The sequence below is a fragment of the Frigoribacterium sp. VKM Ac-2836 genome, from assembly GCF_013248995.1.
GTDB lineage: Bacteria > Actinomycetota > Actinomycetes > Actinomycetales > Microbacteriaceae > Frigoribacterium.
Genome location: NZ_JABRPK010000001.1, coordinates 473,271 through 496,345, shown reverse-complemented (window position 1 = coordinate 496,345; position 23,075 = coordinate 473,271). Strand labels below are relative to the sequence as shown.

18 protein-coding genes are annotated in these 23,075 nt (G+C 71.1%); 6 read left to right on the top strand and 12 right to left on the bottom strand.

All coding sequences use genetic code 11. From position 1 onward, the window contains the following. Nucleotides 1–15: 15 nt before the first annotated feature. A complete protein-coding gene (locus tag HRF36_RS02340) occupies nucleotides 16–1,011 on the bottom strand; it encodes a stage II sporulation protein M (RefSeq protein WP_173205615.1) in 996 nt (331 codons plus the stop codon). An 18-nt stretch (nucleotides 1,012–1,029) separates the two neighbouring features. Between HRF36_RS02340 and HRF36_RS02335 the strand changes: the two genes are divergently transcribed. Beyond that, nucleotides 1,030–1,914, top strand: a complete 885-nt coding sequence (locus HRF36_RS02335; RefSeq protein WP_173205612.1) for an RDD family protein — start codon at nucleotides 1,030–1,032, stop codon at nucleotides 1,912–1,914. A 42-nt stretch (nucleotides 1,915–1,956) separates the two neighbouring features. On the opposite strand, the gene HRF36_RS15680 is transcribed toward HRF36_RS02335, so the two are convergent. The 3 genes from HRF36_RS15680 to HRF36_RS02320 all read right to left on the bottom strand — a co-directional run bounded on the left by HRF36_RS15680 (nucleotide 1,957) and on the right by HRF36_RS02320 (nucleotide 3,975). After that, nucleotides 1,957–2,247, bottom strand: a complete 291-nt coding sequence (locus HRF36_RS15680) for a metal-sensitive transcriptional regulator (RefSeq protein ID WP_371740045.1) — start codon at nucleotides 2,245–2,247, stop codon at nucleotides 1,957–1,959. Between the two features lie 104 nt (nucleotides 2,248–2,351). Further along, nucleotides 2,352–3,773, bottom strand: a complete 1,422-nt coding sequence (locus HRF36_RS02325) for a phosphomannomutase/phosphoglucomutase (protein ID WP_173205607.1) — start codon at nucleotides 3,771–3,773, stop codon at nucleotides 2,352–2,354. Beyond that, entirely contained in the window at nucleotides 3,763–3,975 is a 213-nt protein-coding gene (locus tag HRF36_RS02320) for a DUF3499 family protein (protein ID WP_054146594.1), read from the bottom strand. Before HRF36_RS02320 ends, HRF36_RS02325 begins: the two co-directional genes overlap by 11 nt. A gap of 71 nt (nucleotides 3,976–4,046) precedes the next feature. Between HRF36_RS02320 and HRF36_RS02315 the strand changes: the two genes are divergently transcribed. Then, nucleotides 4,047–4,496 carry a metallopeptidase family protein gene (locus HRF36_RS02315; protein ID WP_173205604.1) on the top strand — a complete coding sequence of 150 codons (450 nt, stop codon included), beginning with the start codon at nucleotides 4,047–4,049 and terminating at the stop codon, nucleotides 4,494–4,496. A 17-nt stretch (nucleotides 4,497–4,513) separates the two neighbouring features. Here the strand turns inward: HRF36_RS02315 and HRF36_RS02310 are convergent, their stop codons facing one another. From HRF36_RS02310 to manA, 5 genes are all read right to left on the bottom strand, one after another. Then, nucleotides 4,514–5,929 carry a DUF5719 family protein gene (locus HRF36_RS02310; RefSeq protein ID WP_173205601.1) on the bottom strand — a complete coding sequence of 472 codons (1,416 nt, stop codon included), beginning with the start codon at nucleotides 5,927–5,929 and terminating at the stop codon, nucleotides 4,514–4,516. Next, nucleotides 5,922–8,753, bottom strand: coding sequence for a glycosyltransferase (locus HRF36_RS02305; protein WP_173205598.1), 2,832 nt, complete (start codon nucleotides 8,751–8,753; stop codon nucleotides 5,922–5,924). The genes HRF36_RS02310 and HRF36_RS02305 overlap by 8 nt, the downstream gene beginning before the upstream one ends. 169 nt (nucleotides 8,754–8,922) lie before the next feature. Continuing rightward, nucleotides 8,923–9,258 (bottom strand): WhiB family transcriptional regulator, encoded by a 336-nt coding sequence (locus tag HRF36_RS02300; protein WP_173205595.1) that lies wholly within the window; start codon nucleotides 9,256–9,258, stop codon nucleotides 8,923–8,925. A gap of 185 nt (nucleotides 9,259–9,443) precedes the next feature. Continuing rightward, nucleotides 9,444–10,403: a UDP-glucose 4-epimerase GalE gene (galE, locus tag HRF36_RS02295; RefSeq protein WP_173205592.1), complete on the bottom strand. Its 960-nt coding sequence runs from the start codon at nucleotides 10,401–10,403 to the stop codon at nucleotides 9,444–9,446. 76 nt (nucleotides 10,404–10,479) lie between these two features. Next, on the bottom strand, nucleotides 10,480–11,646 hold the full coding sequence (manA, locus tag HRF36_RS02290) for a mannose-6-phosphate isomerase, class I (RefSeq protein ID WP_173205589.1): 1,167 nt from the start codon (nucleotides 11,644–11,646) through the stop codon (nucleotides 10,480–10,482). A 155-nt stretch (nucleotides 11,647–11,801) separates the two neighbouring features. Here manA and HRF36_RS02285 point away from each other — a divergent pair, with 155 nt between their 5' ends. The 3 genes from HRF36_RS02285 to HRF36_RS02275 all read left to right on the top strand — a co-directional run bounded on the left by HRF36_RS02285 (nucleotide 11,802) and on the right by HRF36_RS02275 (nucleotide 15,705). Beyond that, on the top strand, nucleotides 11,802–12,998 hold the full coding sequence (locus HRF36_RS02285; RefSeq protein ID WP_173205586.1) for an acyl-CoA dehydrogenase family protein: 1,197 nt from the start codon (nucleotides 11,802–11,804) through the stop codon (nucleotides 12,996–12,998). A 65-nt stretch (nucleotides 12,999–13,063) separates the two neighbouring features. Further along, the gene (locus HRF36_RS02280) at nucleotides 13,064–14,383 is read left to right on the top strand and encodes an O-antigen ligase (protein ID WP_173205583.1); all 1,320 of its coding nucleotides are present in this window, start codon (nucleotides 13,064–13,066) and stop codon (nucleotides 14,381–14,383) included. Further along, complete coding sequence (locus tag HRF36_RS02275; RefSeq protein ID WP_173205580.1) at nucleotides 14,380–15,705, top strand: O-antigen ligase family protein; 1,326 nt, start codon at nucleotides 14,380–14,382, stop codon at nucleotides 15,703–15,705. The genes HRF36_RS02280 and HRF36_RS02275 overlap by 4 nt, the downstream gene beginning before the upstream one ends. Before the next feature lie 68 nt (nucleotides 15,706–15,773). On the opposite strand, the gene HRF36_RS02270 is transcribed toward HRF36_RS02275, so the two are convergent. Further along, nucleotides 15,774–16,562 carry a polyprenol monophosphomannose synthase gene (locus HRF36_RS02270; RefSeq protein ID WP_173205577.1) on the bottom strand — a complete coding sequence of 263 codons (789 nt, stop codon included), beginning with the start codon at nucleotides 16,560–16,562 and terminating at the stop codon, nucleotides 15,774–15,776. A 261-nt stretch (nucleotides 16,563–16,823) separates the two neighbouring features. Between HRF36_RS02270 and HRF36_RS02265 the strand changes: the two genes are divergently transcribed. After that, nucleotides 16,824–19,550, top strand: coding sequence for a GH25 family lysozyme (locus HRF36_RS02265; RefSeq protein WP_173205575.1), 2,727 nt, complete (start codon nucleotides 16,824–16,826; stop codon nucleotides 19,548–19,550). A 76-nt stretch (nucleotides 19,551–19,626) separates the two neighbouring features. Here the strand turns inward: HRF36_RS02265 and HRF36_RS02260 are convergent, their stop codons facing one another. Next, on the bottom strand, nucleotides 19,627–21,012 hold the full coding sequence (locus HRF36_RS02260; RefSeq protein ID WP_173205572.1) for a hypothetical protein: 1,386 nt from the start codon (nucleotides 21,010–21,012) through the stop codon (nucleotides 19,627–19,629). Continuing rightward, on the bottom strand, nucleotides 21,009–23,072 hold the full coding sequence (locus tag HRF36_RS02255) for a hypothetical protein (RefSeq protein ID WP_173205569.1): 2,064 nt from the start codon (nucleotides 23,070–23,072) through the stop codon (nucleotides 21,009–21,011). The genes HRF36_RS02260 and HRF36_RS02255 overlap by 4 nt, the downstream gene beginning before the upstream one ends. Between the last annotated feature and the right edge of the window lie 3 nt (nucleotides 23,073–23,075).

Sequence of the window (23,075 nt, the reverse complement as noted above, 5' to 3'; positions counted from 1 at the left end):
GGAGGCGCGGGGCGTTCAGTCGGCGACCAGCTGCGTCGCCCCTGCCTCGAACTCGTCGAGGTCACCGGTCTGCCCCGCCCGATGGGCACGCCCACCCAGCAGCCACTGGTACGCGAGGAACCCGAGCAGAGCCACGGTGCCGATGCCGATCTTGACGGGCCACGGCCAGGCCTGCCGGGTGACGAACCCCTCGATGACGCCCGAGACGAGCAACGAGAGCATCAAACCGACGGCGATGGTCACGAGCGCGCGTCCGTCCTGCGCCAAGGCCTGGGCCCGGGTCCGGGCCCCGGGCGCCACCCACGACCAGAAGATCATCAGCCCGGCCGCCCCCGCGACGAAGATGCTGTAGAGCTCGAGTTGACCGTGCGGCGCGATGTACAGGAAGAACTGGTCGAGCCTCCCCTGGTCGGCCATCAACCCGGCCGAGATGCCGACGTTCATGGCGTTGCTCAGGATCGCGTAGGGCACCCAGACACCGGTGATGCCGAAGGCCACGCACTGGGCCGCGATGTAGGCGTTGTTCGTCCACACCTGACCGGTGAACGAGGTCGACGCGCTCTCCGAGTAGTAGTTGACGAAGTCCTGTTCGGCGAACTGACGGCGGAACTCTTCGCTGCCGAACGAGGCCAGCAGAGCCGGCGTGCCTGCCGCCCACGTGGCGAACACCGCCGCGACGACGATCGTGACGAGCGTCAGGACGAGCGACAGCCGACGCACCCGGTAGAGCGCGGCCGGCAACTGCGCGACGAAGAAGGTGGGCAGCTGGCTGAACAGGTTGCGGCCGGCCCCCGTGAACCGGAGGCGGGCCCGCGACAGGGACATCGACAGCCGGTCGGCCGCCACGGACTCGCCGGTCGCGGTCTTGAGCGCCGACAGCTGTCCGGCCCCGGACTGGTACAGGCTCACGAGTTCGTCGGCTTCTGGACCGCTGAGGCGCCTCCGTCGGGCGAGGCGGTCGAGCTCGGCCCAGTCGTGACCGTGGGCGGCGGCGTAGGCGTCGATGTCCATTCTGCTTAGATACTAGGCATGTCCCGCACGAAGGCACGAGGCGCCTCCCCGGTGGTGTTGCGCCCCGACCCGGTCGAGGCCTTCACGGCCGGCGGTGACGAGCTCGTCACGGGCGAGGCCGTGGCCCTCGACCTCCGGCCGACGAGCTTCGTGCTCCGAGCAGCCGGTGTGCTGATCGACTACCTGGCCTACACACTGCTGCTGATCGGTGCCCTGCTGCTGGTCTCGCTGTTGAACGAGGGCGGGGTGCTCGACGACGCCCTGTCGCAGGCGTTCCTGGTCGCGTCGATCGCGATCTGCTTCATCGTCGTGCCGACGGTGGTCGAGACGGCGAGTCATGGTCGATCCCTGGGCAAGCTCGCCGTCGGTGCCCGCGTCGTCCGCACCGACGGAGGGGCGATCGGCTTGCGTCACGCCCTCACCCGCGCTCTGGTGGGACTCCTCGAGATCGTCTTCACGAGTGGCGGCCTGGCCGTCGTCGTCGCCCTGTTGAACGGGTCGTCTCGCCGCCTCGGCGACCTCATGGCCGGAACCTACAGTCGCAACGAGCGCGTTCCGAGGGCCACGCACGTGATCTACGGCGTACCGGAACACCTGCGGGGATGGGCCGAGGTCGCCGACGTCGCGCGCCTACCCGACGGCTTGGCCCGTCGCATCGCGTCGTTCCTGCGACAAGCGCCTCAGCTCTCCCCTGCCAGTCGCCGACGGGTCGCCGACGAGTTGGCGGCCGAGGCGGCACCGTACGTCTCGCCGGTACCGTCCGGCGAACCCGAGTTCCTCCTGGCCGGGATCTCCGCCCTGCGTCGTCAGCGCGAGGCCGCCGCGCTGGCTCGCGAATCCGCCTTGCTCGATCGCCTCACCCCGGCCCTCACCGAGACGGTGCCGGGGTTTCCTCGGCGCTGATCCTCGTCGACACCGACGAGTCCGGACGCCTCCGAGGGCACGTCACGACCGGATGAGTCTCGCGATCGCGGCGGAGGCCTCGCGCACCTTGGCGTCCGCGACGTCGCCGCCCTCGCGTGCGGCCTGGGCCACGCAATGCGCCAGGTGGTCCTCGAGCAGTTGGAGAGCCACGGTCTCGAGGGCCCGGGTCGCCGCGCTGACCTGGGTCAACACATCGATGCAGTACGTGTCGTCCTCGACCATGCGCTGGATGCCCCGGACCTGCCCCTCGGCCCGGCGCAGTCGCTTGACGATCTGCGCCTTGTCGCCGCTGTAGCCGACCTGCGGCGTCACCGGCTGTTCCCGCTGGTTCGCCACTCGCGCCTCCTGCCTGTGTCGTCCCGTTCGGTCAGGATACCCCCAGGGGGTAACGAGCAGACCACCGTCTCGCCGGACGTTCAGCCGCGGATCAGACCGAGGACGTCGTCACGGACGCGCTCCATGCCACCGGGCGTGGCCGCCTCGGCGTTCAGACGCAGCAACGGTTCGGTGTTCGAGGGCCGGACGTTGAACCACCAGAACCCGTCGTCGGACGAGCCCTTCACCGTGAGTCCGTCGAGCTCGTCGAAGTCGCCGACGCCGGCGTAGGCCTCGACGATGCGCGCGTACGCCGCCGGCACGTCGGTGACCGTCGAGTTGATCTCACCGCTCGCCGCGTACGGCGTGTAGCGGTCCGTCAGGACCGAGAGGGGCTCGGACTGCGCTCCGAACTCGGCCAGGACGTGCATCGCCGCCAGCATGCCGTTGTCGGCGCTCCAGAAATCGCGGAAGTAGTAGTGGGCCGAGTGCTCGCCGCCGAAGATCGCACCGGTGACCCGCATCTCGTCCTTGATGAGCGAGTGGCCGACGCGCGTGCGCACGGGCGTCGCGCCGGCCGTCTCGATGGCCTCGGGGACGGCACGCGAGGTGATCAGGTTGTGGATCACCGAGATCTCGGCGTCGGGCTCGGCGGCACGGACGCGGGCGATCTCGCGGACGGCCACGATCGCGGCCACGGCCGACGGGGTGACGGCGTCGCCCTTCTCGTCGACCACGAAGCAGCGGTCGGCGTCGCCGTCGAACGCGAGGCCCAGGTCGGCCTTGTGCTCGAGGACGGCCTTCTGCAGGTCGACGAGGTTGGCCGGGTCGAGGGGGTTGGCCTCGTGGTTGGGGAAGGTGCCGTCGAGCTCGAAGTACAACGGGATGATCTCGATGGGCAGCTTCGACAGACCCGCGGCCTCGCCCAGCACCGCCGGGACGGTGAGCCCGCCCATGCCGTTGCCCGCGTCGACCACCACCGTGATCGGCCGGATGCCGGACAGGTCGACGAGACCGCGCAGGTAGGCCGCGTAGTCGGGCAGCACGTCGTGCTCGCGCAGGGCGCCGGGCTCGTCGACGGCCTCGATACCGTCGGCCAGGAACGAGGAGGCGCGGTCTCGGATCGAGGACAGCCCGGTGTCGAGGCTGATGCCCTGGGCACCGGCCCGGCTCATCTTGATGCCGTTGTAGGTGGCCGGGTTGTGGCTCGCGGTGAACATGGCCGCCGGGGCGTCCAGCGAGCCCGAGGCGAAGTACGACTCGTCGGTCGAGCACAGCCCGAGAGCGACGACGTTCGCACCCCGGGCGCGGGCTCCCCGGGCGAAGGCGTCGGCGAAGGCCGGCGAGGAGTCACGCATGTCGTGGCCGACGACGAGATCGCGGCCCGCACCGTCGATCTCGTCCGCGAAGGCCGCGCCGAACGCCTCGACCACCTCGTCGGTGAGCTGGCTGCCGACCAGCCCGCGGACGTCGTACGTCTTGACGAAGGCGGTCAGGTCGACGGGGGTGTTCTCAGAGGTCATGGCCTAAAACTACCCGGCGCAGGACCTGCCAGCCCTGAGGCACCGACAACGAGCCCGCGTGGCGGGCGCAGAGGTCGTAGCCGTGGGGCTCGACCCGGTCGCTCAGCGGCCCGACCACGACCATCGAGTCGGCGTACACGTACGTCAGCGTGGCGACGGCCTCGTCGTGGCACGTCACCTTGCTGCAGGGGCGACCGTTCATCTGCCGGACAGACTATCGCGAGGTCCCCCGAGGGCCGACCCGCGCCTCCTCGGCAGGCCTACGATGGACGGATGAGCAGGGCCCGCCGCGCACGAGTCACCGACCGGTCGCGTCGGCGCGACCGCCACGGGCGTGGGTTGCGGTCGTCCGCCGCGGGCCCCCACCTGCCCTTCTTGCGCACGCGTGTCGACCTCTTCGACGACATCGTCGCCGCGACCGCCGACTACCTTCGCGAGGCGTGGCCCGACGAACTGGCCGACACGTCGTTCGAGGTCGCCGGCCTGCCCGCCGAACCGGACCGTACCCGCGTCGAGCGCTGGAGCGTCGACCGTGCCGCCGGCCGGGTCGTCCTGTACCGCCTGCCCATCGAACGGCTCGCACCGTCGCACGACCGACGGGGTGCCGCCGAGGACGAATGGAACCACCGCGTGCTCGTCGAGGGTTACGTGTTCCGCGCCGTGGCCGACCTGCTCGGCAAAGACCCCTGGGAACTCGCGCCGGATCGCTGGCGCGACGGCTGATCGGTGCCGGTGGACCGTCAGGGGTAGACGGTCACGGGCGTCGACGCCGGGAACGGTGAGGTCACCGGCCAGGCGGCGATCGCCGCCGGCGCAGAGAAACTGACGCCCGCCCGCAGGCCGTCGGCGTCCTCGAACCGGACGGCGTCGCCCGGGCCCACGTCGACGCCGACCGTCGACCCGCCGGGCACCTCGACGTCCTGCTCGTCGCCGTCGCCCACCGTGACCCTGGCCGTCACGGCGTCCTGGCCCGGGTTGGCGAGCCAGAGGCGTCCGCCGTCACCGGCGGGCACGACGGCCTCGGTGTCTCCCGAGAGCCGAGGCGACGAGGCGGCCCAGCTGAGGTCCACGCCTCCCGCGTCGGCTGCGACGGTGGACGTCCGGGCGGCCACGGCAACGGCCGTGGACGATCGCACGGTGGCGGTGTAGACGCCGTCTTCAAGGCCGTCGATGGGCACGTCGGTGACGCGTCCCCCCTCGACCCGGGTCTCGAACGTGGTGCCCGTGCCGTCGTCGGTGGCCAACGAGACGCTCAGTTGCGAAGGGTCCTGGCCCGGGACGAGGACCCGCAGCACCGATTGGAGGTCGGAGGACGACGGGTCGGCCAGGGCGCCTTCGAGGTTGCCGGAGTCCCGCACGACGATGCCCGTGACGACCGATTCGCGGGAGGGGGCGGCGGAGCCCGTGACGATGTCCACCCCGCCGGGTTCGAGGGTGCGGACGACACTCTGCTGGAGGGTGGCGACGATCTGCCCGCCACGACTCGACACGTGGACGGCCGGTGAGACGAGACCGGTCGCGAAGCCCGAGAGCGGCACCACCTTCTGGCTGCGGGGAGCCACGACGATCCCGTCGATGCCGGGGCCCTGCACCTCGCCGGTCTCGGACCGGATGTCGAGGTCGACGGTGGCGTTCACGTCACTGGCGTTCACGAGGCTGATGAGCGAGACGCGCCCCGTCTCGGTCGAGCCGCCGATCAACCACGTCGAGCTGGTGGGCTCGGTGCAGGGTGCCGAGGCGAAGCCGCGCAGGTCGCCGCCGTCGACCGACTGGCTCTGGGCAGCCGCGACGAGCGGCACGTCGGCGCCCTCGACGGGCGCGGTGACCACGGACGGCCGCGAGTCGCTCCCGTCGGCCCCGGCGAGCTCGTCGACGTCGACGTCGCCCTCGCTCGACTGTCGTTCCACGTCGGCCCGGCCGACCGAACTCGCGGTCGTGGCCTGCTGCCCCTCGGCGTCCGAGAGCTGCAGCAGGGACCCGGGGCACACCCGTTGCTGGTCCACGGGCACGGGGGTCACGAGCTGACCCGCAGGCACCGTCTCGAACGAGGGCAGGCGCACGACCGCAGCGCCCCCGACGACCGCGGCGGCGACGGCGAGGCCGACGACACCGACCGCCACGCGTCCCGTCGTGGAGAAGACCGATCGCTTATTCATCTCGCTCCTCGTCGAAGGTCGTGGCGGGTTGCTCGGCCTCGGGCGTCCCGGCCCGGGAGCGACGTCGTCGCGGCGACGTCGGAATGGCCAGCAACAGGGCGGAACCGAAGACGAGTCCCCAGCTGATCAGGACGATCGGACGCAGTGGTCCGGCCGCGGGACGCGCCTCGCGCTCGTCCTGCGCCTCCACGTAGCGCCAGAGGAGCCCGTTGGACGTGTCCCCGACCGGCAGGAAGTCGGCGTCGGCGTCGAGCGCCTCGCCCGCGCGCTGGCCGAGCCGGTCGGCGTCGCCGTCGTCGTCGGTGGCGGTCAACAGCACGAACCCGACGCCGAGGCGACGCAGGTCGTCGGTGGGGTCGAAACCACTGCGACTCACCAGGTTGCCGGCCAGGACAGTGAGGTCCTCGTTGACCGAGGACAAGCGTGGCGCGGTCGAGTCCAGCGTCGACTGGTCGTCGAGCGTCGCTCCTTGACCGTGCTCGAGCGACACGGCCAGCGAGCCGTCCGGTTGCGGCGTGAGCACGAGTGTCCCGACGTCGGGCGTGGCCTCGGCCTCGGCCGTGACGTAGGCCGACAGGATGCGACCCGAACTCGGGCGGACGTCGGCCACGGGGCCGAACGACGCGAGGACGGTGGGGGCCGCGGCCGCGACCGCGAGCACGGCGACCAGGGTGCCCGCCGGAGGCGCGACCCTCGGCAGTCGGTCGAGGGTCACGGCCGCGGCGCCGACGAGGCCGAGCAGGTAGAGGCTCAATCCGCTGCCCGCCCAGATCGTGGTCGTGTCGCTGCCGACGCCCGTGACGGACACGTGGGTGGCGGCGACCGCGGTGAGGTAGCCGAGCAGGGCGAGGGCGAGGACGGGGACCGCGCGGCGTTGCGAGCCCACGAAAGGCGAGGCCACGGCGAGCACCGCCAGCGGGGCGACGGCGACCGCGACCAGCACGGCGAGCGTGGCGGACGAGAAGCCCGTCCCAGCGATCAGTGCCGTCCAGCCGTTCAGGCCCGTCTCGGGCGACGTGAGCAGCAGCTGCAGCGGCGACGCCGGGTCCGATCTCGTCGGGACCCCGGGGTCGGCGAACACGGCCCACCAGGTGCCCCGCTGCAGCTGGGCGACGACGAGCGGCGCGAAGAGGGCCAGCGCGGGCAGCGGCACGGCGACGAGGCGATGGGTGCCCCGGGGGCGGCTGACGATCGACCCGAGCCAGCCGACGAGCAGGGCCGGGACGAGCGACGGAGCGGCGGCGGCGACCACCGCGAAGAGCAAGGAGGCGGTGGCTCCGGCCGTCCAGGACCGCGCGGCCCCGATCATGGCCCAGACCAGGAACGGCAGCGCCACATGGGCGAGGACGGCACCGAGGTGTCCGGACTGCAGACCCGAGAGCAACGGCGACGACAGGGCGTAGAGCGCGGCGGCGACGGCGGGCACCCAGGTGCGGCGCGTCACGCGGCGGGTCGCGAACCAGGCTCCCAGCGCCGAGAGCGGCAGGGCCACGACGTAGACCCCCACGACCGCAGTCGAGGGCGACCAGGGCGTCAGGCTGCCGAGAACCGCGACGAGGGCGGCGAAGGGGTCCGAGGGGCCGAGGAACCCGGTGCCGATCTCGCGCCAGCCGAAGCCGACCGACGACCACAGCTGGCCCACCGAGGTGCTCAGGGGCAGGAGTCCGCCCCCTGTCACGGCCGGGTTCCCGAGCAGGGGCAGGAACGCGACCACACCGACGACGGCCGCGACCAACACGACCCAGAGGCCGCCTGAGTGGACGAAGCTGGCCTTCGGATCGGGCGCGTCCTCGACGACGGCGACCTGCGCGTCCCGTTCGGTGACGCGGCGTTCGTGCAGGAGCGCACGCGAGGCCCGCAGCGGTTCGACCGAGCCCCAGCCGACGCGCCTGTTCCGGGCGAGGGCGCGGCGGGCCGACCGGACGTGCGAGCCACCGAAGGCGGCCTGGAACGCGGTGGCGAACTCGCCCACCACGGCCCCGGGGTTCTTCGTGAGCAGGTGCCAGACGCTCCGCAGGACGGCCAGTGGCACGAGACTCAACCAGTGCAGCGGCAGCAGGACGGCCGCCGAATAGACCAGGCGCCGGTGGAGCTGGGCCGCACGGTGCAGGCGGGCCCGGCGGGCGTGCCCGACGGGCCCCGTCCCGAACTCCTCGGGTGGGCCGGCGCTGTCGACCTTCGCGTCGGGGACGACCACCACGCGGTGCCCTGCCAGCCGGGCCCGGATCGAGAAGTCGAGCGCCGCGTCCACGTGCGGCAGGGCGGGATCGAAGCCCCCGAGCTCGGCCCAGACGGTGCGACGGACGAGCATGCCACCGGCCGCGACACCGAGGACGTCGTCGGTGACGTCGTGCTGGCCCTGGTCGAGCTCGTTCTCGACGCGGGCGATCGAGGCGCCGAACCGGGTGACGGTCTCACCGAACTCGGCGATGACACCGGGCTGACCCCAGCGCATCAGCTTGGGGCCGGCGACCGCCACCGAGGGCGACACCTCGACGGTGGTCATCAGGTGCTCGAGCGCCTCGGGCGCGGGCGCGTTGTCGTGACCGAGCAGCCAGACCCACTCGTCGGGGTGGCCGTCACCCGGGTCGGAGAGCCGCGCGCCGTGCGCGGCGGCGACACCGAAGGTCTTCGCCTCGGGCAGGGAGGCGAGCTGGGCGGCACCGCTGAGCGACAGGCGCCCCGCGGCCGAGTCCTTGCCGCCCGTGTCGACCACCACCAGCGCCTCCGGGGGCCGCGTCTGACGCGACAGCCCGTCGAGGGTTCGGTCGAGGTAGGTCGCACCACCAGGGGCGACGAGGATCGCTGTGACTCTCGGCTGCATGACTCGTGAAGCCTAGATCGCACCGGCGTGGCCACCGGCTCGGCGCGCCGAGGTGACGAGCGAGACCCGACGACCCGCGCCTCCTCGTGGCCCCTGCCTCCGCCCCTGACGACGGAACGGCACCGACCCGGAGGGGGGTCGATGCCGTCGAAAGCCGAGGAGGCGCGGGTCAGGCCCGCTTGCGGAGCTTGCGACGCTCGCGCTCGGACAGTCCGCCCCAGATGCCGAAGCGCTCGTCGTTCTGCAGGGCGTACTCGAGGCACTGTGCCCGGACGTCGCAGGAGGCGCAGATCTTCTTGGCGTCCCGGGTGGAGCCGCCCTTCTCGGGGAAGAACGCCTCGGGGTCGGTCTGGGCGCAGAGCGAGTCCGCCTGCCAGGCCAGTTGGTTCTCGTCGTCGGCGACGGCCGTGCGGGACGCTGACGACCCCACGCCGGGGACGCCCAGCTGGATCGGGTCGACGTGCCAGTCGTCCGGGACGCCGGCGCGGTTCTCGTGGATGCCCACAGCGCATCTCCCCTCGTGTCGATCGCCCGTGAATGTACGCGACAAGGTAATTACACCGGTGTCATTACCCATCCGTCAAGTCGAGGGCCAATAAACCCTTCACCCCCCGATCAGGGGCAAGAGAGCCTCGGCGTGTCGGGGGACGTTTCACGCAGAACGGGTGACCTTGCGCATGGAGCCGTCCGTCAGGCCCGGGGGGCGGCCTGCCAGGCGCTCGTGACCATCTCGAGGAGCGTGTGCCGCATCTTCCAGTCGAGGTCGCGGGCCGCCAGGCTGCCGTCCGCGACGATGCGGTCGGGGTCACCCGGGCGACGCGGCGCGATCTCGGGCGTGAAGTCGACGCCGGTGCCCTCGCGCATCGCGGCCATGATCTCGGCGACCGAGACGCCCCCACCGGAGCCGAGGTTGTAGGCGGGCTCGACCCGCTCGCCCGCATCCAGACGCCGAGCCGCCGCGACGTGCGAGACCGCCAGGTCGGCGACGTGGACGTAGTCGCGGACGCAGGTGCCGTCGGGGGTGTCGTAGTCGTCCCCGTTGATGCGAGGGACGCGTCTCTCGACCAGCGCTGCGAACACGAGCGGGAAGAGGTTGTGCGGACTCGCGTCCCAGAGGTCGGGTCGCCCCGAGCCCACGACGTTGAAGTAGCGCAGGCTCGTGTGGCGCAGGCCCTCGGCCACGGCCTGGTCACGCAGCAGCCACTCGCCGATCAACTTGCTCTCGCCGTAGGGCGACGCCGGGGCCTTGGGAGTGTCCTCGGTGACGAGTTCCGTCGGCGGGGTGCCGTAGACGGCCGCGCTCGAGGAGAAGACGATGCGGTCGACGCCTCGGCTCGACATGGCCTCGAGAAGGCGAGCGGTCCCCGTGACGTTCTGGTCGTAGGTGTGCAACGGACGCTGCACCGAGACACCCGCGTACTTGTAGCCCGCGACGTGGACGACGCCCGTGACGCCGTGTCGGTCGATCGTCCGTTCGATCAGCTCACGGTCGAGGATCGAGCCCTGGACGAGGGGCACGTCGTCGGGCACGAAACGCTCGAAGCCGGACGACAGGTCGTCCAGCACCACCGCGTCGATGCCCGCCCCCGTGAACTCGCGGACGACATGAGAACCGATGTACCCGGCACCGCCGGTGACCAACCATGACATGGGCCCAACCTATCGGTGCCCGGCGGGTGGCGGGGGCCGACGGAGCCCGGTCGGCGGCCGCCGTCGCCGGTCCGACTCAGGCCGGTGTGGCCACGTACGCGGTGCCGCCGCCCGTCATCGCGAGGCGGACCTCGTCGGGCGTCACGAACGCGGACTCGCCACGACCGAGGCGGATGGTGCCGTCCTGACCCTTGACGTGGACCTCGCCTTCGGTGACCAGGACGATGCTCGGACCGCCGATCTCGACCACGGCCCCCGAACCCGTCGCGTCGACCCGCAGCAGGGCGAAACCCGTGCCGACGGGGGCGAAGCGCTCCACACCGCGGGCGACCGTGCTGGGCTCGAGCCGGGGCACGGGCAGCGGCTCGAAATCGAGGACCTGCACCAGCTCGGGGACGTCGACGTGCTTCGGCGTCAGCCCGCCGCGCAGCACGTTGTCGGAGGGGGCCATGAGCTCGACGCCGAAGCCACCCAGGTACGCGTGCACGTTGCCGGCGGGCAGGAACAGGGCTTCTCCGGCACGCAGCGTCACGCGGTTGAGCAGCAGAGAGAGGACCACGCCGGGGTCGCCCGGGTAGCGCTCGGCCAGGTCGACGACCGTGGCGATGCCCGCCCCCTCGGACCGGTGGGCGGCGGCGAGCTCACTGACCGCCGCGATGGTCGCCGCCGACTCGTCGTCCGCCTGGAAGAGGAAGGCGAGGGTCGACCGCAAGGACTCACCCAGGTGCGCGCGGAGCCGGTCGAGACGGCCCGAGCCGTCGTCGAGCAGGTCGAGGTCGGCGAGGGTCGCGGACACCTCGCGGAACCCGCAGAGGGCGTCGAAGGTGTCGCTCAGGGCCACGATGATCTCGGGCTTGGCGGAGGCGTCCTTGTAGTTGCGCTCCGGGGCGTCGAGCGGGATGCCGGCGGCGTCCTCGCGCGCGAACCCCTCTCTGGCCTGCTCGGGGGTCGGGTGGGCCTGGATCGACAGCGGGCCGTCGGCCGCGAGCAACTTGAGCAGGAACGGCAGGTGGTCCCGGTCACGACCGAGGGCCCGGGCCGGCTCGGCGGCGAACCAATCGGCGAGGGTGTCGGCGCCGCCCACCACCGCGGGCGCCACGACGACGCTCGGCGAGCCCGGGTGTGCCCCGAGCCAGAGCTCGGCCTCGGGGCGGCCGCTGGGTCGACGACCGAGCAGGTCGGCGATGGCGGTCGTCGAGCCCCAGGCGTAGTCGCGGGGCGTGTTGGTGATGGCGAGGAACATTGCTTTACCTGCTTGTCGAAGGTCGTGCTTGGTCGCCCCCTACAAAGCCGTGCGGTCGACGACGCCGGGGCGTTGATCAAAGCTACCAACCCCTTGGCCACGGCCGGGCTGCTGCCTAGGCTCCTGTCGTCCCGACACGAAGCAATGGAGCACGGATGTCATCAGCGACCCTCACCTCGTTCACCTCTCTCGTCAGCGACTTCTACGGATACGAAGACCTGCTCTCCGACCGTGAGAAGGGTGTCCTGGCCGACCTGCGTCGGTACCTCGAGACCGAGGTCAAGCCCGGCGTCAACCGCCACTGGGCCGACGCGACCTTCCCGCACGAGATCGTCAAGGGCCTGGCCGGCCTCGGCCTGTTCGGCATGCCCTGGGAAGAAACCCGCCCGTTCGAGAACTCGGCGGTCTTCCGCGGCTGGGTCGCACTCGAGCTGGCCCGCGTCGATGCCTCCGTCGCGACCTTCGTCGGGGTGCAGAACGGCCTGGCCATGGGCTCGATCGGCGTCGGAGGATCCCCGGAGCAGCGCGCCGAGTGGCTGCCCCGCATGGCGAGCGGAGACCTGGTCGGCGCCTTCGGCCTGACCGAGCCGCTGTCGGGGTCCGACTCCGCTCAGGGGCTGCGGACCATCGCCACCCGCGACGGTGACGGCTGGGTGCTGAACGGCTCGAAGCGTTGGATCGGCAACGCCACCTTCAGCGACATCACGATCATCTGGGCCAAGAGCGCCGAGGACGGACAGGTCAAGGGCTTCATCGTCCCGACCGACACCGAGGGCTACACGGCGACGAAGATCGAGGACAAGCAGAGCCTCCGCATCGTCCAGAACGCCGACATCACGCTCGAGAACGTCCGCGTGCCCGAGAGCCACCGGCTTCAGCAGGCCGATTCGTTCCGCAGCACGGCGGCCGTGCTGCGCCTGACCCGGGCCGAGGTCGCCTGGGCGGCCGTCGGCAACTCCATCGGCGCCTACGAGGCCGCACTGGCTTACGCCAACGAGCGCGTGCAGTTCGGCAAGCCGATCGCGAAGCACCAGCTGATCCAAGACCTGCTGGTCAAGTGCATCGGCAACATCACCGCCTCGATCGGCATGGTGGTGCGCTGTTCGCAGATGCTCGACGAAGGCACCCAGCGTGACGAGCACGCCTCGCTCGCCAAGGCGTTCACCACGGCGCGCATGCGCGAGACGGTCGGGTACGCCCGCGAGGTCATGGGCGGCAACGGCATCGTGCTCGACTACGACGTCGCGCGCTTCTTCGCCGACGCCGAGGCGCTGTACAGCTACGAGGGCACACGAGAGATGAACACCCTCATCGTCGGTCGGAGCATCACCGGCCAGGCCGCCTTCGTCTGAGCCCGCGGGCGGGGCCGTCCTCACGACGCCCCGCCGCGCCTCCCCCGTCGTCTAGCCTGGTGCCCATGACCTCGACGTTGCCCGCCCGGCCTGTCCGAACGGCGCCGGCCCGCGGGGCCACGACGTTCGCGACGCTGGCGTTCCTCGTGCTCTTCGGCGGTGACGTCCTTCGCAACGGCACCGGTTGGTGGGGCTGGGGGGTGGCCTGCGTGGCGATGGTCGTCACAGCGGTCGTCCTCGTCGTGCGGCATCCGCCCCGGGTACGGACCCTCCCGCGCCTCCTCGTCCTGTTCCTGGTCTTCGCCGTCGTGTCGATCGCGTGGTCGCAGTACCCCGCCGGATCAGCGATCGGCATCGTCCTCACGCTGATGACGAGCGTGGGCGCCCTGGCGGTCACCGTGGTCGCCTCGTGGCCGGCCATCGTGACCGCCCTCGGACGGGCGTTGCGCATCCATGTCGTGGCCTCTCTGCTCTTCGAGATCGTCGTCGGCCTGTTCGTCCGCCAACCGGTCTGCCCGGTGTACCTGGACTGCACGGGTCGGCCGGCGGCGTGGTTCTGGTCGCGCGACGTGCTCTTCGAGGGCGGTCGCATCCAGGGGCTGCAGGGCAACAGCAACATCCTCGCGATCATCGCCCTGCTCGCCCTGATCGTCACGGCGGTCCAGGCGGCGGACCGGTCCATCGGTCGCGGCACGGCGGTCGTCGGTCTCGTCGCCTCGCTGCTGGCGCTCGCCCTGACCCGGTCCGCGACCGTCGCGGTGGTCGCGGTAGCCGTCGGCCTCGTGTCGCTGCTGGTCGTGGCGACCCGCCGCCGCGAGCCCGGCCGCCGGGGGCCCGTCTTCGGCGTGGCGGCGCTCGTCGTGGTGGCGGCCGTCGCGGTGGCCGTCCTCGCCCGCGGCCCGCTGCTCGCGCTGCTCGGGAAGAGCGGCGACCTGACGGGCCGCACCGACATCTGGTCGGCCGTCTACGACCTCGGCGTCCAGCACCCCGTCGTCGGCTGGGGTTGGGTCAGCTACTGGTTCCCGTTCGTCGAGCCGTTCACCGACCTCGCCGAACGCAACGGCGTCGTCTACCTCCAGGCACACGACGCGTACCTCGACGTCTGGTTCCAACTGGGCTGGGTCGGGCTGGTGCTGTTCGGGCTGACGATCGTCGGTGTCGTCCTGAGATCGTGGTGGTGGGCCGTCGACCGCCGCATGCTCGCGCGCGAGGTCGCGGCCCCGTGGTCGGCCCTCGACCTGTTGCCCCTGCTGCTCGTGACGGCCCTGCTGGTCCACGGGTTGACCGAGTCCCGGCTGATCGTCGAATGGGGCTGGGCCACGTTCGTGGTCGTCGTGCTCGTGACGCGCCGTGATCCCTTCGGCTGGACGGGTCACGACCGGTGACCTCCGGCCACGGCGACGGCCACGGGCTCGACCGCAGCAGGGACCCCCTGCGCCGGTACCTGTCGGCCTGGGTCGGCTTCTCGGCCGGTGGGCACTTCTCACAGGCCCTGTCGGTCGCGATCGTGCTCTACGCGTTCTCGACCCAGTCGGTTCGCGCCCTGATGGGGTGGCCGGGCTCGCTCGCCGTCCTCGGCACGCTGGTCGTGCTCGCGACGCTCTCGCTGATCGGGGGTCGCCACCACATCGAGTGGCACGGCATCCTGCCCGTCTCCCTCATCGCCCTGTTCGGATTCATGGGTCTCAGCGTCTTCTGGAGCGACTACACCTGGGCGACGGTCGGCGGGGTCGCCTACGCCGTCGGGTTCGGCGCCCTGGGGCTGTACCTGGCCCTCGGACGCGACCTCGTGCAGGTGGTCCGGGCCTTCGGTGACGCCCTGCGCATCCTGCTCGTCGTCTCGCTGTCGCTCGAGGTGCTGAGCGGCCTGCTGATCGACCAGCCCATCTCGTTCCTCGGCATCCAGGGCAACCTCGCCGAGGGCGGGCCGATCCAGGGCATCTCGGGCACCCGGAACTACCTCGGGTTCCTGGCTACGCTCGCCGTGATCACCTTCGCCGTCGAGTTCCTCACCCGGTCCGTGCCCCGGCGACAAGCCGTGGCCTCTGGCGTGCTCGCCCTGACGGCCCTCGTCTTCGCCCGCTCCCCCGCGACGGCGGTCGCGGTCATCGTCCTCGTCGTGGCGGGCGTGGCGCTCGACGCGTTGCGGAGGGCGCCCGAGTCGAGACGGTCCCTGATGCAGTCGGTCTTCGCGGTGATCGTGGTGCTGGGGGGCGGGCTCGCCTACGCGGGCCGCTCGCGCCTCCTCGATGCCGTGGACGCGACCAACGACCTGTCGGTGCGGTCGGTGCTCTGGGCCCGCATCCGCGAGCTGGCCGGGGTGCACGACATCATCGGCTGGGGGTTCGTCGGGCAGTGGCCCACCGAGATCTTCCCGTACTCGACGATCATCGCTCCGAGCGGTCGACCCCACGAGACGGGCCTGAACGCATTCTTCGACATCTGGCTGCAGCTGGGCCTCGTCGGAGGGCTGTTGCTCGTCGTGGCCGGCACGCTGGCCTTCGTCCGCAGCTGGATCACGGCGTCCGGCCACCCGATCGTGGCCTACGTGTGGCCGGCCCTCGTGCTGGTGCTCATCGGCGTGACCGCCTTCGCCGAGAGCTTCGTCCTGTTCGAGGGCACCCTCATGACCTTCGTCGCCATCGCGACGATCGCCGCCCGGAAGCGGTCGTGGCGGTCACGGTTGCCGCAGGCGACCGGCAGATAGGAGGCGCGGGTCGGGTCGTGCACCCTGCCGCCGAACCCGGACGGAACCCGCTGCCTCTGGAGGTGGACTCAGTCCTCGACGACCCAGCGAGGCCCGGGGCGGTGTCCGAGGAGGGTCTGCACGCGCCGCTGCACGCCCCACTTCGTCACTCGGAGCATGGCTTCGACGACGATCGCCTGGCTCATCTTGGACTCGCCGAGTTCGCGTTCACGGAACTCGATGGGCACCTCGACGACCGTGCCCCCGCCGTCGAGGACGCGAAGGGTCATGTCGACCTGGAAGCAGTACCCCTTCGAGTCGATGCCCGTGAGGTCCATCGCCTCGAGGGCCTGGCGGGTGTAGGCACGGAACCCTGCCGTGACGTCCTTGAGTTGCAGACCGAGCGCGAGGCGGGCGTAGAGATTGCCCCCGCGGCTCAGGATCTGCCGAGACACCGGCCAGTTGACGACGGAACCGCCGGGCACCCACCGCGAGCCGATGGCGAGGCTCGGAGCCGCAGGGCCGGACGCGCTGACCAGGGCGATCATCTCGGGCAGCTTCTCGGGCGGGTGGGATCCGTCGGCGTCCATCTCGACGACGACGTCGTAGCCTCGCTCGAGCCCCCAGCCGAAGCCCATCACGTAGGCGGAGCCCAGCCCGAGCTTGCCGGTGCGGTGCATCACGTGGATGCGAGGGTCCGTGGCGGCCATCGACTCGGCCAGCTCGCCCGTGCCGTCGGGGCTGCCGTCGTCGACCACGAGCACGTCGATCGCCGGAGCCGCGGCGAAGAGGCGCCCCAGGATGAGCGGGAGGTTCTCCGACTCGTTGTAGGTGGGGACGACGACGAGTGCGCCTGCGCCGGTGTGGGAGGAGGTCATGCGACGAGATTCCGTTCCGTGATGCTGGGCCGCCCCGTCTGCTCGATCGGGACGAACCGACTCTATCGGTGTCCCCGAGCGCGATGACCGCAGGGATCGCCCCTGGCGTACCCGCGACCGTCGTGTCCACGCGTGCTCTGCTGTCGTCACCATGCGTCCCAGGGCTCGAGAGGGAGGAGGACCGACCTGTACGCTCCAAGGACGGGGGGCCGTTCGTCGACGATCGAGCCCTGCAGATCACACATCATCAGGGAGACGTGCGTGACGCGTAGAACGAAGACCTCGGCAGCTCTCGCTGCCCTGCTCGTGGCAGTGACCTGGAGCGCGGGAACGACGACTGCCGTGGCAGCGTCCGACCCTCGGTCCACACCGACGCCGACGGCCCCGGCCACGGCCCCGCCGTCGGCCCCGGCGACGGCCCCGCCATCGGAGGCGGAACGACCCGAGCAGGATGCGTCCGGAACGGAGACCGACGCGGCGGCCGCCGGACCGGGTGACGCCGGGTACCTGTCCACCGCCGACCCGACCCTCGACGAGATGACGGCGGCCGGTGACCACACCATGGGCTCGACCGTGAGGGAGCTCGACCCCACCGTGGCGACGCCGTCCGACTCCGGCGCCGCATCGTCACAACGTCGTTCCACCGCGGAGGCGCAGACTCCCGAAGCGACGGGGTCGTCGTCGCGGGCTGCAGCCGTCACCCCGCCGGGAATACCGGGTCTGGACGTCAGCGCCTGGCAGGAGAACGTCGACTGGGCCTCCGTCTACAACCAGGGTGCGCGATTCGCCTATGTCAAAGCGACCGAGGGCCTCACTTACAAGAGCAGCCGCTTCGCGTCGCAGTACGGAGGCGCGTACGACGTGGGAATGATCCGCGGCGCGTACCACTTCGCCGTGCCCAACCGCTCGTCGGCCACGGCCCAGGCGGACTACTTCGTCGCCAATGGTGGCGGTTGGGCAGGTGACAGCCGAACCCTCCCCCCGCTGCTCGACATCGAGTACAACCCCTATGCCGCCAGCGACGGGACCGACGTCTGCTACGGCCTGAGCCAGGCCGCCATGGTCTCCTGGATCGCCGAGTTCTCGCAACGCATCCAGAACCTGACGGGTGCACGACCGGCGATCTACACGACGACCGACTGGTGGACACGCTGCACGGGCAACAACGCCGGCTTCAGCCTCAATCCGTTGTTCATCGCCCGGTACCCCGCCAACCTCGCGTCGGGAGCCGGGGCCCTTCCCTCCGGCTGGTCCGCTTACACGATGTGGCAGTACTCCAGCACCGGCCCCTTCCCCGGCGACTCGGACGTCTTCAACGGCACCCTGGCAGGCCTGCAGCAGCTCGCCCTGACCGGTGTCCCTCTCACGAGGTCCGTCGTGGGCAACGCCGACCTCAACGGCGACGGGCGTCCCGATCTGGTCGCCCGCAAACCGGACGGCACGCTCTGGTTCTACGCCACGGACGGTCCGAAGGGAGCGGGCGTCGGATTCGCCGCTGGCACCCGCATCGGCACGGGCTGGGGCGTCTTCAACCAGATCCTCCTCACCGGAGACCTCAACGGTGACGACAAGGACGACATCGTCACCCGGCGCCCGGACGGCACGCTCTGGCTCTACCCGGGCACCGGTGCCAGCCCCACCACCGGCGCCGGCGTCGGCAAGGGCATCCAGATCGGATCGGGCTGGTCGATCTTCACGGATGTCATCGCCGCAGGCGACACCGACGGCGACGGACGCACCGACCTGGTCGCTCGCAAGGCGGACGGCACCCTGTGGCTCTACGCCGGGACCGGCCGTGCGGGTTCCGGTCACGAGACCTTCCGGGCCGGCACACAGATCGGATCGGGCTGGAACGCTTTCGCGCAGGTCGTCGGCGTGGGCGACATGGACGGTGACGGACGGGACGATCTCGTGGCGAAGAGGGCGACCGGCGCCCTCGCGCTCTACCGCGGGCAAGGGACCTCCTACGTGGGCGGAGACGCCCTGTCGAACGCGGGCATGTCCGCCTCGGACCTCCTCGTGGCGGGAGGCGACGCGGACCAGGACGGACGAGCAGACCTGTTCACGAAGACCCAGACCGGCGCCCTCAACTTCTTCGCGGGCACGAGCGTGCAGCTGGACGCGTTCGGCGGCGGCCAACGCGTGGGGACCGGTTGGGACACGTTCCGCCTCGTCATCGGAGCGGGTGACCTGACGACCGACGGGTCAGCGGACGTCGTGGCCATCGGCCGGGACGGACGCCTGTGGTCCTACCCCGGCAAGGGCAACGGAGGCGGGACCAACCGCGGCTATTCGGCGGGCTCGGTCATCGGGTCGGGCTGGGAGGGCTTCCAGACCGTCGCCGCGGCCGATCTGACGGGTGACGGCAAGGGCGACCTCATCGGCAAGCGCACCGATGGCTCGGTGTGGATCTACCCGGGCACTGGCACGGGCTCGAAGGTGTCCTACGGGGCCCCCACCCGGGTCACGGGCATCGACGGGGCCGCCATCCGTCAGCTCCGCGTCGCAGAACTGACCGGGGACTCCCGACGGGATCTCCTCGTCACGCTGAACGACGGCCGCAACGTGGTCCTCCCCGGTCTGCCGCGGGCCGCGGGATCGACGGTGTGGTTCGGTCCCGCAGTGACCGTGCCGGTCCTGAACAGGGGCCAGCACACTCCGGTCTCGACGGGCGACCGCACCGGGGACGGTCGAGCCGACGTGCTCACCACGAAGACCGACGGATCGCTCGTGGCCTTCCGGGGTACGGGGTCGTCGTCCGGGGCCGCTCCCGTCGCCGATTCACCCCTGACGGTCGGCAGCGGTTGGACGACCTTCCCCGTCGTCGGTGGAACGGGCGACACGACTGCCGGCCGGGGCGGCGACGTCCTCGCCGTCCGGAACGACGGCACGCTCTGGTACTACCCGGCCACGGGTCGGACGGGCACCGCCAAGACCGGGCTGGCGGCCTACGCCGTCGTCGGGTCCGGCTGGAACGTCTTCGACTGACCCGCACAGCCGACGAGCAGAGACGGCGCCGACGGACCTCGTCCGTCGGCGCCGTCTCGTCATCCCGCGGACGCCGTCACGGCAAGGGGGCGTTCGCGTCGTCGAGGCCCTCGCAGTCGACCGTCGTGCCCCACCCGCCGGGAGCGGCGGGGATGCGCGCCTCGTCCGCTCCGGCCTCGCACTCGACGACGGCCCCGGTGACTCCGTCATCCCATTCGGGCCCGGCTGACCGAACCGTGTTGAACGGGACGAACCAGATCAGTTGCGTGACCACGACCGCGACGAGGACGACCCAGCCCGGCACCCGCAGGACGGCCCGACTCGACGCGATGAGACGGTCGCAGCCGAGGGCCAGCACGGCCAGCAAGAACATGGACGGCACCACCGCGTAGCGAAGGTAGCCGACCTGGGCCACGATGCTCGGCCCCCGCATGCCGAAGTCGATCAGGTCGGTGCGGTTCAGCGTGACGTCGAGCGTCCACACGAGCACCGATCCCAGCGCCAGCGTCACCACGAGGACGCTCCGGGCTCTCCAGCGGGTGGCGAGGGCGACGACCAGCGCGACGACGAAGGGCACGAAGGCGGCGATCGCAAGGGGCACCCCGCCGTGGAAGACCATGAGGGCCGCGTTCGTGTCGGGCACGGGCGCCCAGGTACCCAGGACGGGCTGAGTCAGGAACCCGACGACGACGTCGACCGGATCGGAGGCCGGCAGGTCCGGGCGGACGCGAGGGTTCGTGAGGCTCGTCACGACCTGGACGACCAGTCCCCCGGCGAAGGCGAACATACCCGGCCACGAACGACGGTGCCTCAGGGCGAGGAGGACGAGCGGAGCGAACACGACAGCCTGGATCTCGGAGAGCGCGACGACGGCGAGGAGCACCGCGACGGCCGCGCTGCCCTTGACCGTCCGAGGACGCCAGAGCAGCGCGAAGGGTGCCAGGTAGAGCAGGTACCAGTGGAGGTTCGCGAGGTTCCCGGAGACTTCGATGGGCCCGAGGGGCACCAGCGCCGGGATGAAGGCGAGAACGACCCGCGTGGCCGGGGATGCGACCGCACCCCGTGTGAAGAAGAACACGAGGGCCGCCACGCTGCCCACCACCACGCAAGTGAGTGTCGTCAGGACGACGGCGTAGTCGTCGGCGGGTGCGAGGACCGCCACGTCGGTGAGCAGCCGCGCGAGCAGGTGCTGGTACCCGTCGTACTGTGTGCCGAGGGTCTTCCAGGGCCCCAGGTCGAGTCGTTGCTGGAGGAAGAGCGCCGCGTCCTCGGCCCACAGCGTGCCCCGCGTCGTGACCGGCAGCCGGAACCAGGAGACCAGCGCCACGCCGACGAGTACCGCCACCGTGAAGGTGACCTCGAGTCGGGCACGGGGGCGGACGTCGGAGGGCCGTGGCGCTCCGCCGTCCTGCGTGTCGCCCGAGACCTGCGTCCGGACGGGCTGCCCTGAAGCCTGCGTCATCGTGCCACCACGGTCGAGCACGAGAGGAGCGTGTTGACTCCGCCGCGCGTGTCGATGGCGTACACGCACACGTCGTGTGCGCCCGGCCGTGCAGCCACGACTGCCTCGTATCCCTGGTCGTTGCCGGCGCCGGGCCATGCTCGCGCCACATCAGGACGCGGTCGACCGGTCCGCAACGCCGTGCCGACTCCGTCGACGTACACGTGGACGGGGACGATCTCGGTCGGCGCCTGGGGGTGGAGCGCCCAGCCGCTCAGTTGCACTCCACCGACCACGCCTCGGACGACGTCGCTGGACCCGACCGGTGACGTGGCCGTCACGGACACGGTGCGGCATCCCAGGGTCGACGTCGACCCTGGTCCGACGTTGATCGCGTACACACAGACCTGGTGGTCGCCGGGGGTCGCGTCCAGCCGCACCGAGAACCCGTGGTCGGGGCCGAAGGCCGGGAACACCCGCGCGATGTCGCTGCGACCCCGGTCGGCCGTGACCGCTCGTCCCACTCCGTCGACGTAGACGTGGACGGGGACGGCTCCTGCGGAATCCGGGTCGAGGGCCCAACCCGACACGGTGAGCGACCGGCTGCCGGGGGTCACGGAGTCGAGGCTCCCCAGAGGGTCGGACCCCAAGGCCTGGACCGTCCGACAGCCGAGCACGGTGGTGGCGCCGGCCCTCACGTTGATGGCGTAGGCACAGACCTGCTGCGGTCCCGGCGATGCGGCGACGGTCGTCGTGAACCCGTGGGCCGGTCCTGAGTCCGGGTAGGCCCGGGCGATGTCCGGTCGCATCCCGTCCGCACGGATCGCGCGCCCCACGCCGCCCACGTAGACGTGCACCGAGATGGGATCGGCGGTCTCCGGGTCGAGAGCCCAGCCGGCGACCTGAACGCCACCCGGACCCACGCTGACGACGTCCAACGACCCCACTGGTGACGGGTCCCGCACCGTGACCGTCGTGCACGAGACGAGGTCGGTCGACGCCACGCCGATGGCGTACACACACACGTCGTGCGTCCCGGGGGCGGCCGAGACCGTGGTCGAGAACCCGTGCAGCGGCCCGGCCGCGGGATAGTGACGCGCGACGTCCGGACGCGACGTCGACGCCGTGACAGCGCTGCCCTTGCCACCGACGTAGACGTGGACCGGGATCGAGGCGCTGGTGGTCTTGTCGAGGGCCCATCCGGACACCGTCACGGAGCCGAAGCCACCCGCCGCCGCGTCCACGTTCCCGACCGTCTGACCGACGGGCTTCGTCGACCCGAACCAGGTCGTGAAGTAGACCCAGAAGTTGCGGTTGCCGTAGGCGGAGCACGAATCCCCGACTCCGTTGAGAGCGGACAGAGCCGCGGCGTTCGGCGTGTAGGGCGTGTAGTAGTAGAGCGCAGCGGTGGCCTGATTGGCGATCGTCACCCGCTTGGTCCCGCAGCTGACATTGGGGTTGTACTGGACGTCCACGGTCTTGCCCGGGGCGAACCAGGTGAAGTACGCCGAGGTCCCGGGCGGGTTCGAGTACCGCTTGAACTGCCACGCCGACTTGTAGAGCTGGTTGTAGACACCGGCGAACGACGGGTCACAGCCTCCCTGCGCCGTATCGGGGCAGGCGTAGCCCATCGCCCGTTCGAGACGGGCCGCCGAGGGGGCCCGCGCCGTCGTCCCTTCGACGAGGCTCTGCTCTTTCTGCAGGGTGACGAGCAGCACCTGCGGATTGATGCCGCAGGCCTGCGACACCTTGGCGATCACGCGCGACACCGGCTCGCGAGCGGCTCCCTGGTAAGAACGGCAGACCGCATCGGCGGCGCGGCTCGCGGTGTCGATCTTCACGACGTTCAGGCAGTTGGCGTTGGAACAGGTGCCCACCTTGGTGTCGAGGAACGTCTGGATCTGGGTCTCGGTCATGGCCGAGGCGTTGTAATAGACCTCGTCGCTGATGATGTTGCCGGCGTCGAAGTCGGCCCCGGAGACGGCCACGGCCGCCGTACCGGGGAAGAACGAGACGAGTCCCACCAAGAGTGTCGTGACGACTGCCAGAACGGCAGCGATCGAGAACGGTGTGCGGGTCACGGG

Coding starts and splice junctions, on each gene's coding strand:
- manA (WP_173205589.1), bottom strand. CDS start 11,646: ATGTTCCTCGCCATCACCAACACGCCCCGCGACTACGCCTGGGGCTCG.
- HRF36_RS02285 (WP_173205586.1), top strand. CDS start 11,802: ATGTCATCAGCGACCCTCACCTCGTTCACCTCTCTCGTCAGCGACTTC.
- HRF36_RS02270 (WP_173205577.1), bottom strand. CDS start 16,562: ATGACCTCCTCCCACACCGGCGCAGGCGCACTCGTCGTCGTCCCCACC.
- HRF36_RS02260 (WP_173205572.1), bottom strand. CDS start 21,012: ATGACGCAGGCTTCAGGGCAGCCCGTCCGGACGCAGGTCTCGGGCGAC.
- HRF36_RS02320 (WP_054146594.1), bottom strand. CDS start 3,975: ATGAACGGTCGCCCCTGCAGCAAGGTGACGTGCCACGACGAGGCCGTC.
- HRF36_RS02335 (WP_173205612.1), top strand. CDS start 1,030: ATGTCCCGCACGAAGGCACGAGGCGCCTCCCCGGTGGTGTTGCGCCCC.
- HRF36_RS02315 (WP_173205604.1), top strand. CDS start 4,047: ATGAGCAGGGCCCGCCGCGCACGAGTCACCGACCGGTCGCGTCGGCGC.
- HRF36_RS02305 (WP_173205598.1), bottom strand. CDS start 8,753: ATGCAGCCGAGAGTCACAGCGATCCTCGTCGCCCCTGGTGGTGCGACC.
- HRF36_RS02310 (WP_173205601.1), bottom strand. CDS start 5,929: ATGAATAAGCGATCGGTCTTCTCCACGACGGGACGCGTGGCGGTCGGT.
- HRF36_RS02280 (WP_173205583.1), top strand. CDS start 13,064: ATGACCTCGACGTTGCCCGCCCGGCCTGTCCGAACGGCGCCGGCCCGC.
- HRF36_RS02340 (WP_173205615.1), bottom strand. CDS start 1,011: ATGGACATCGACGCCTACGCCGCCGCCCACGGTCACGACTGGGCCGAG.
- HRF36_RS02325 (WP_173205607.1), bottom strand. CDS start 3,773: ATGACCTCTGAGAACACCCCCGTCGACCTGACCGCCTTCGTCAAGACG.
- galE (WP_173205592.1), bottom strand. CDS start 10,403: ATGTCATGGTTGGTCACCGGCGGTGCCGGGTACATCGGTTCTCATGTC.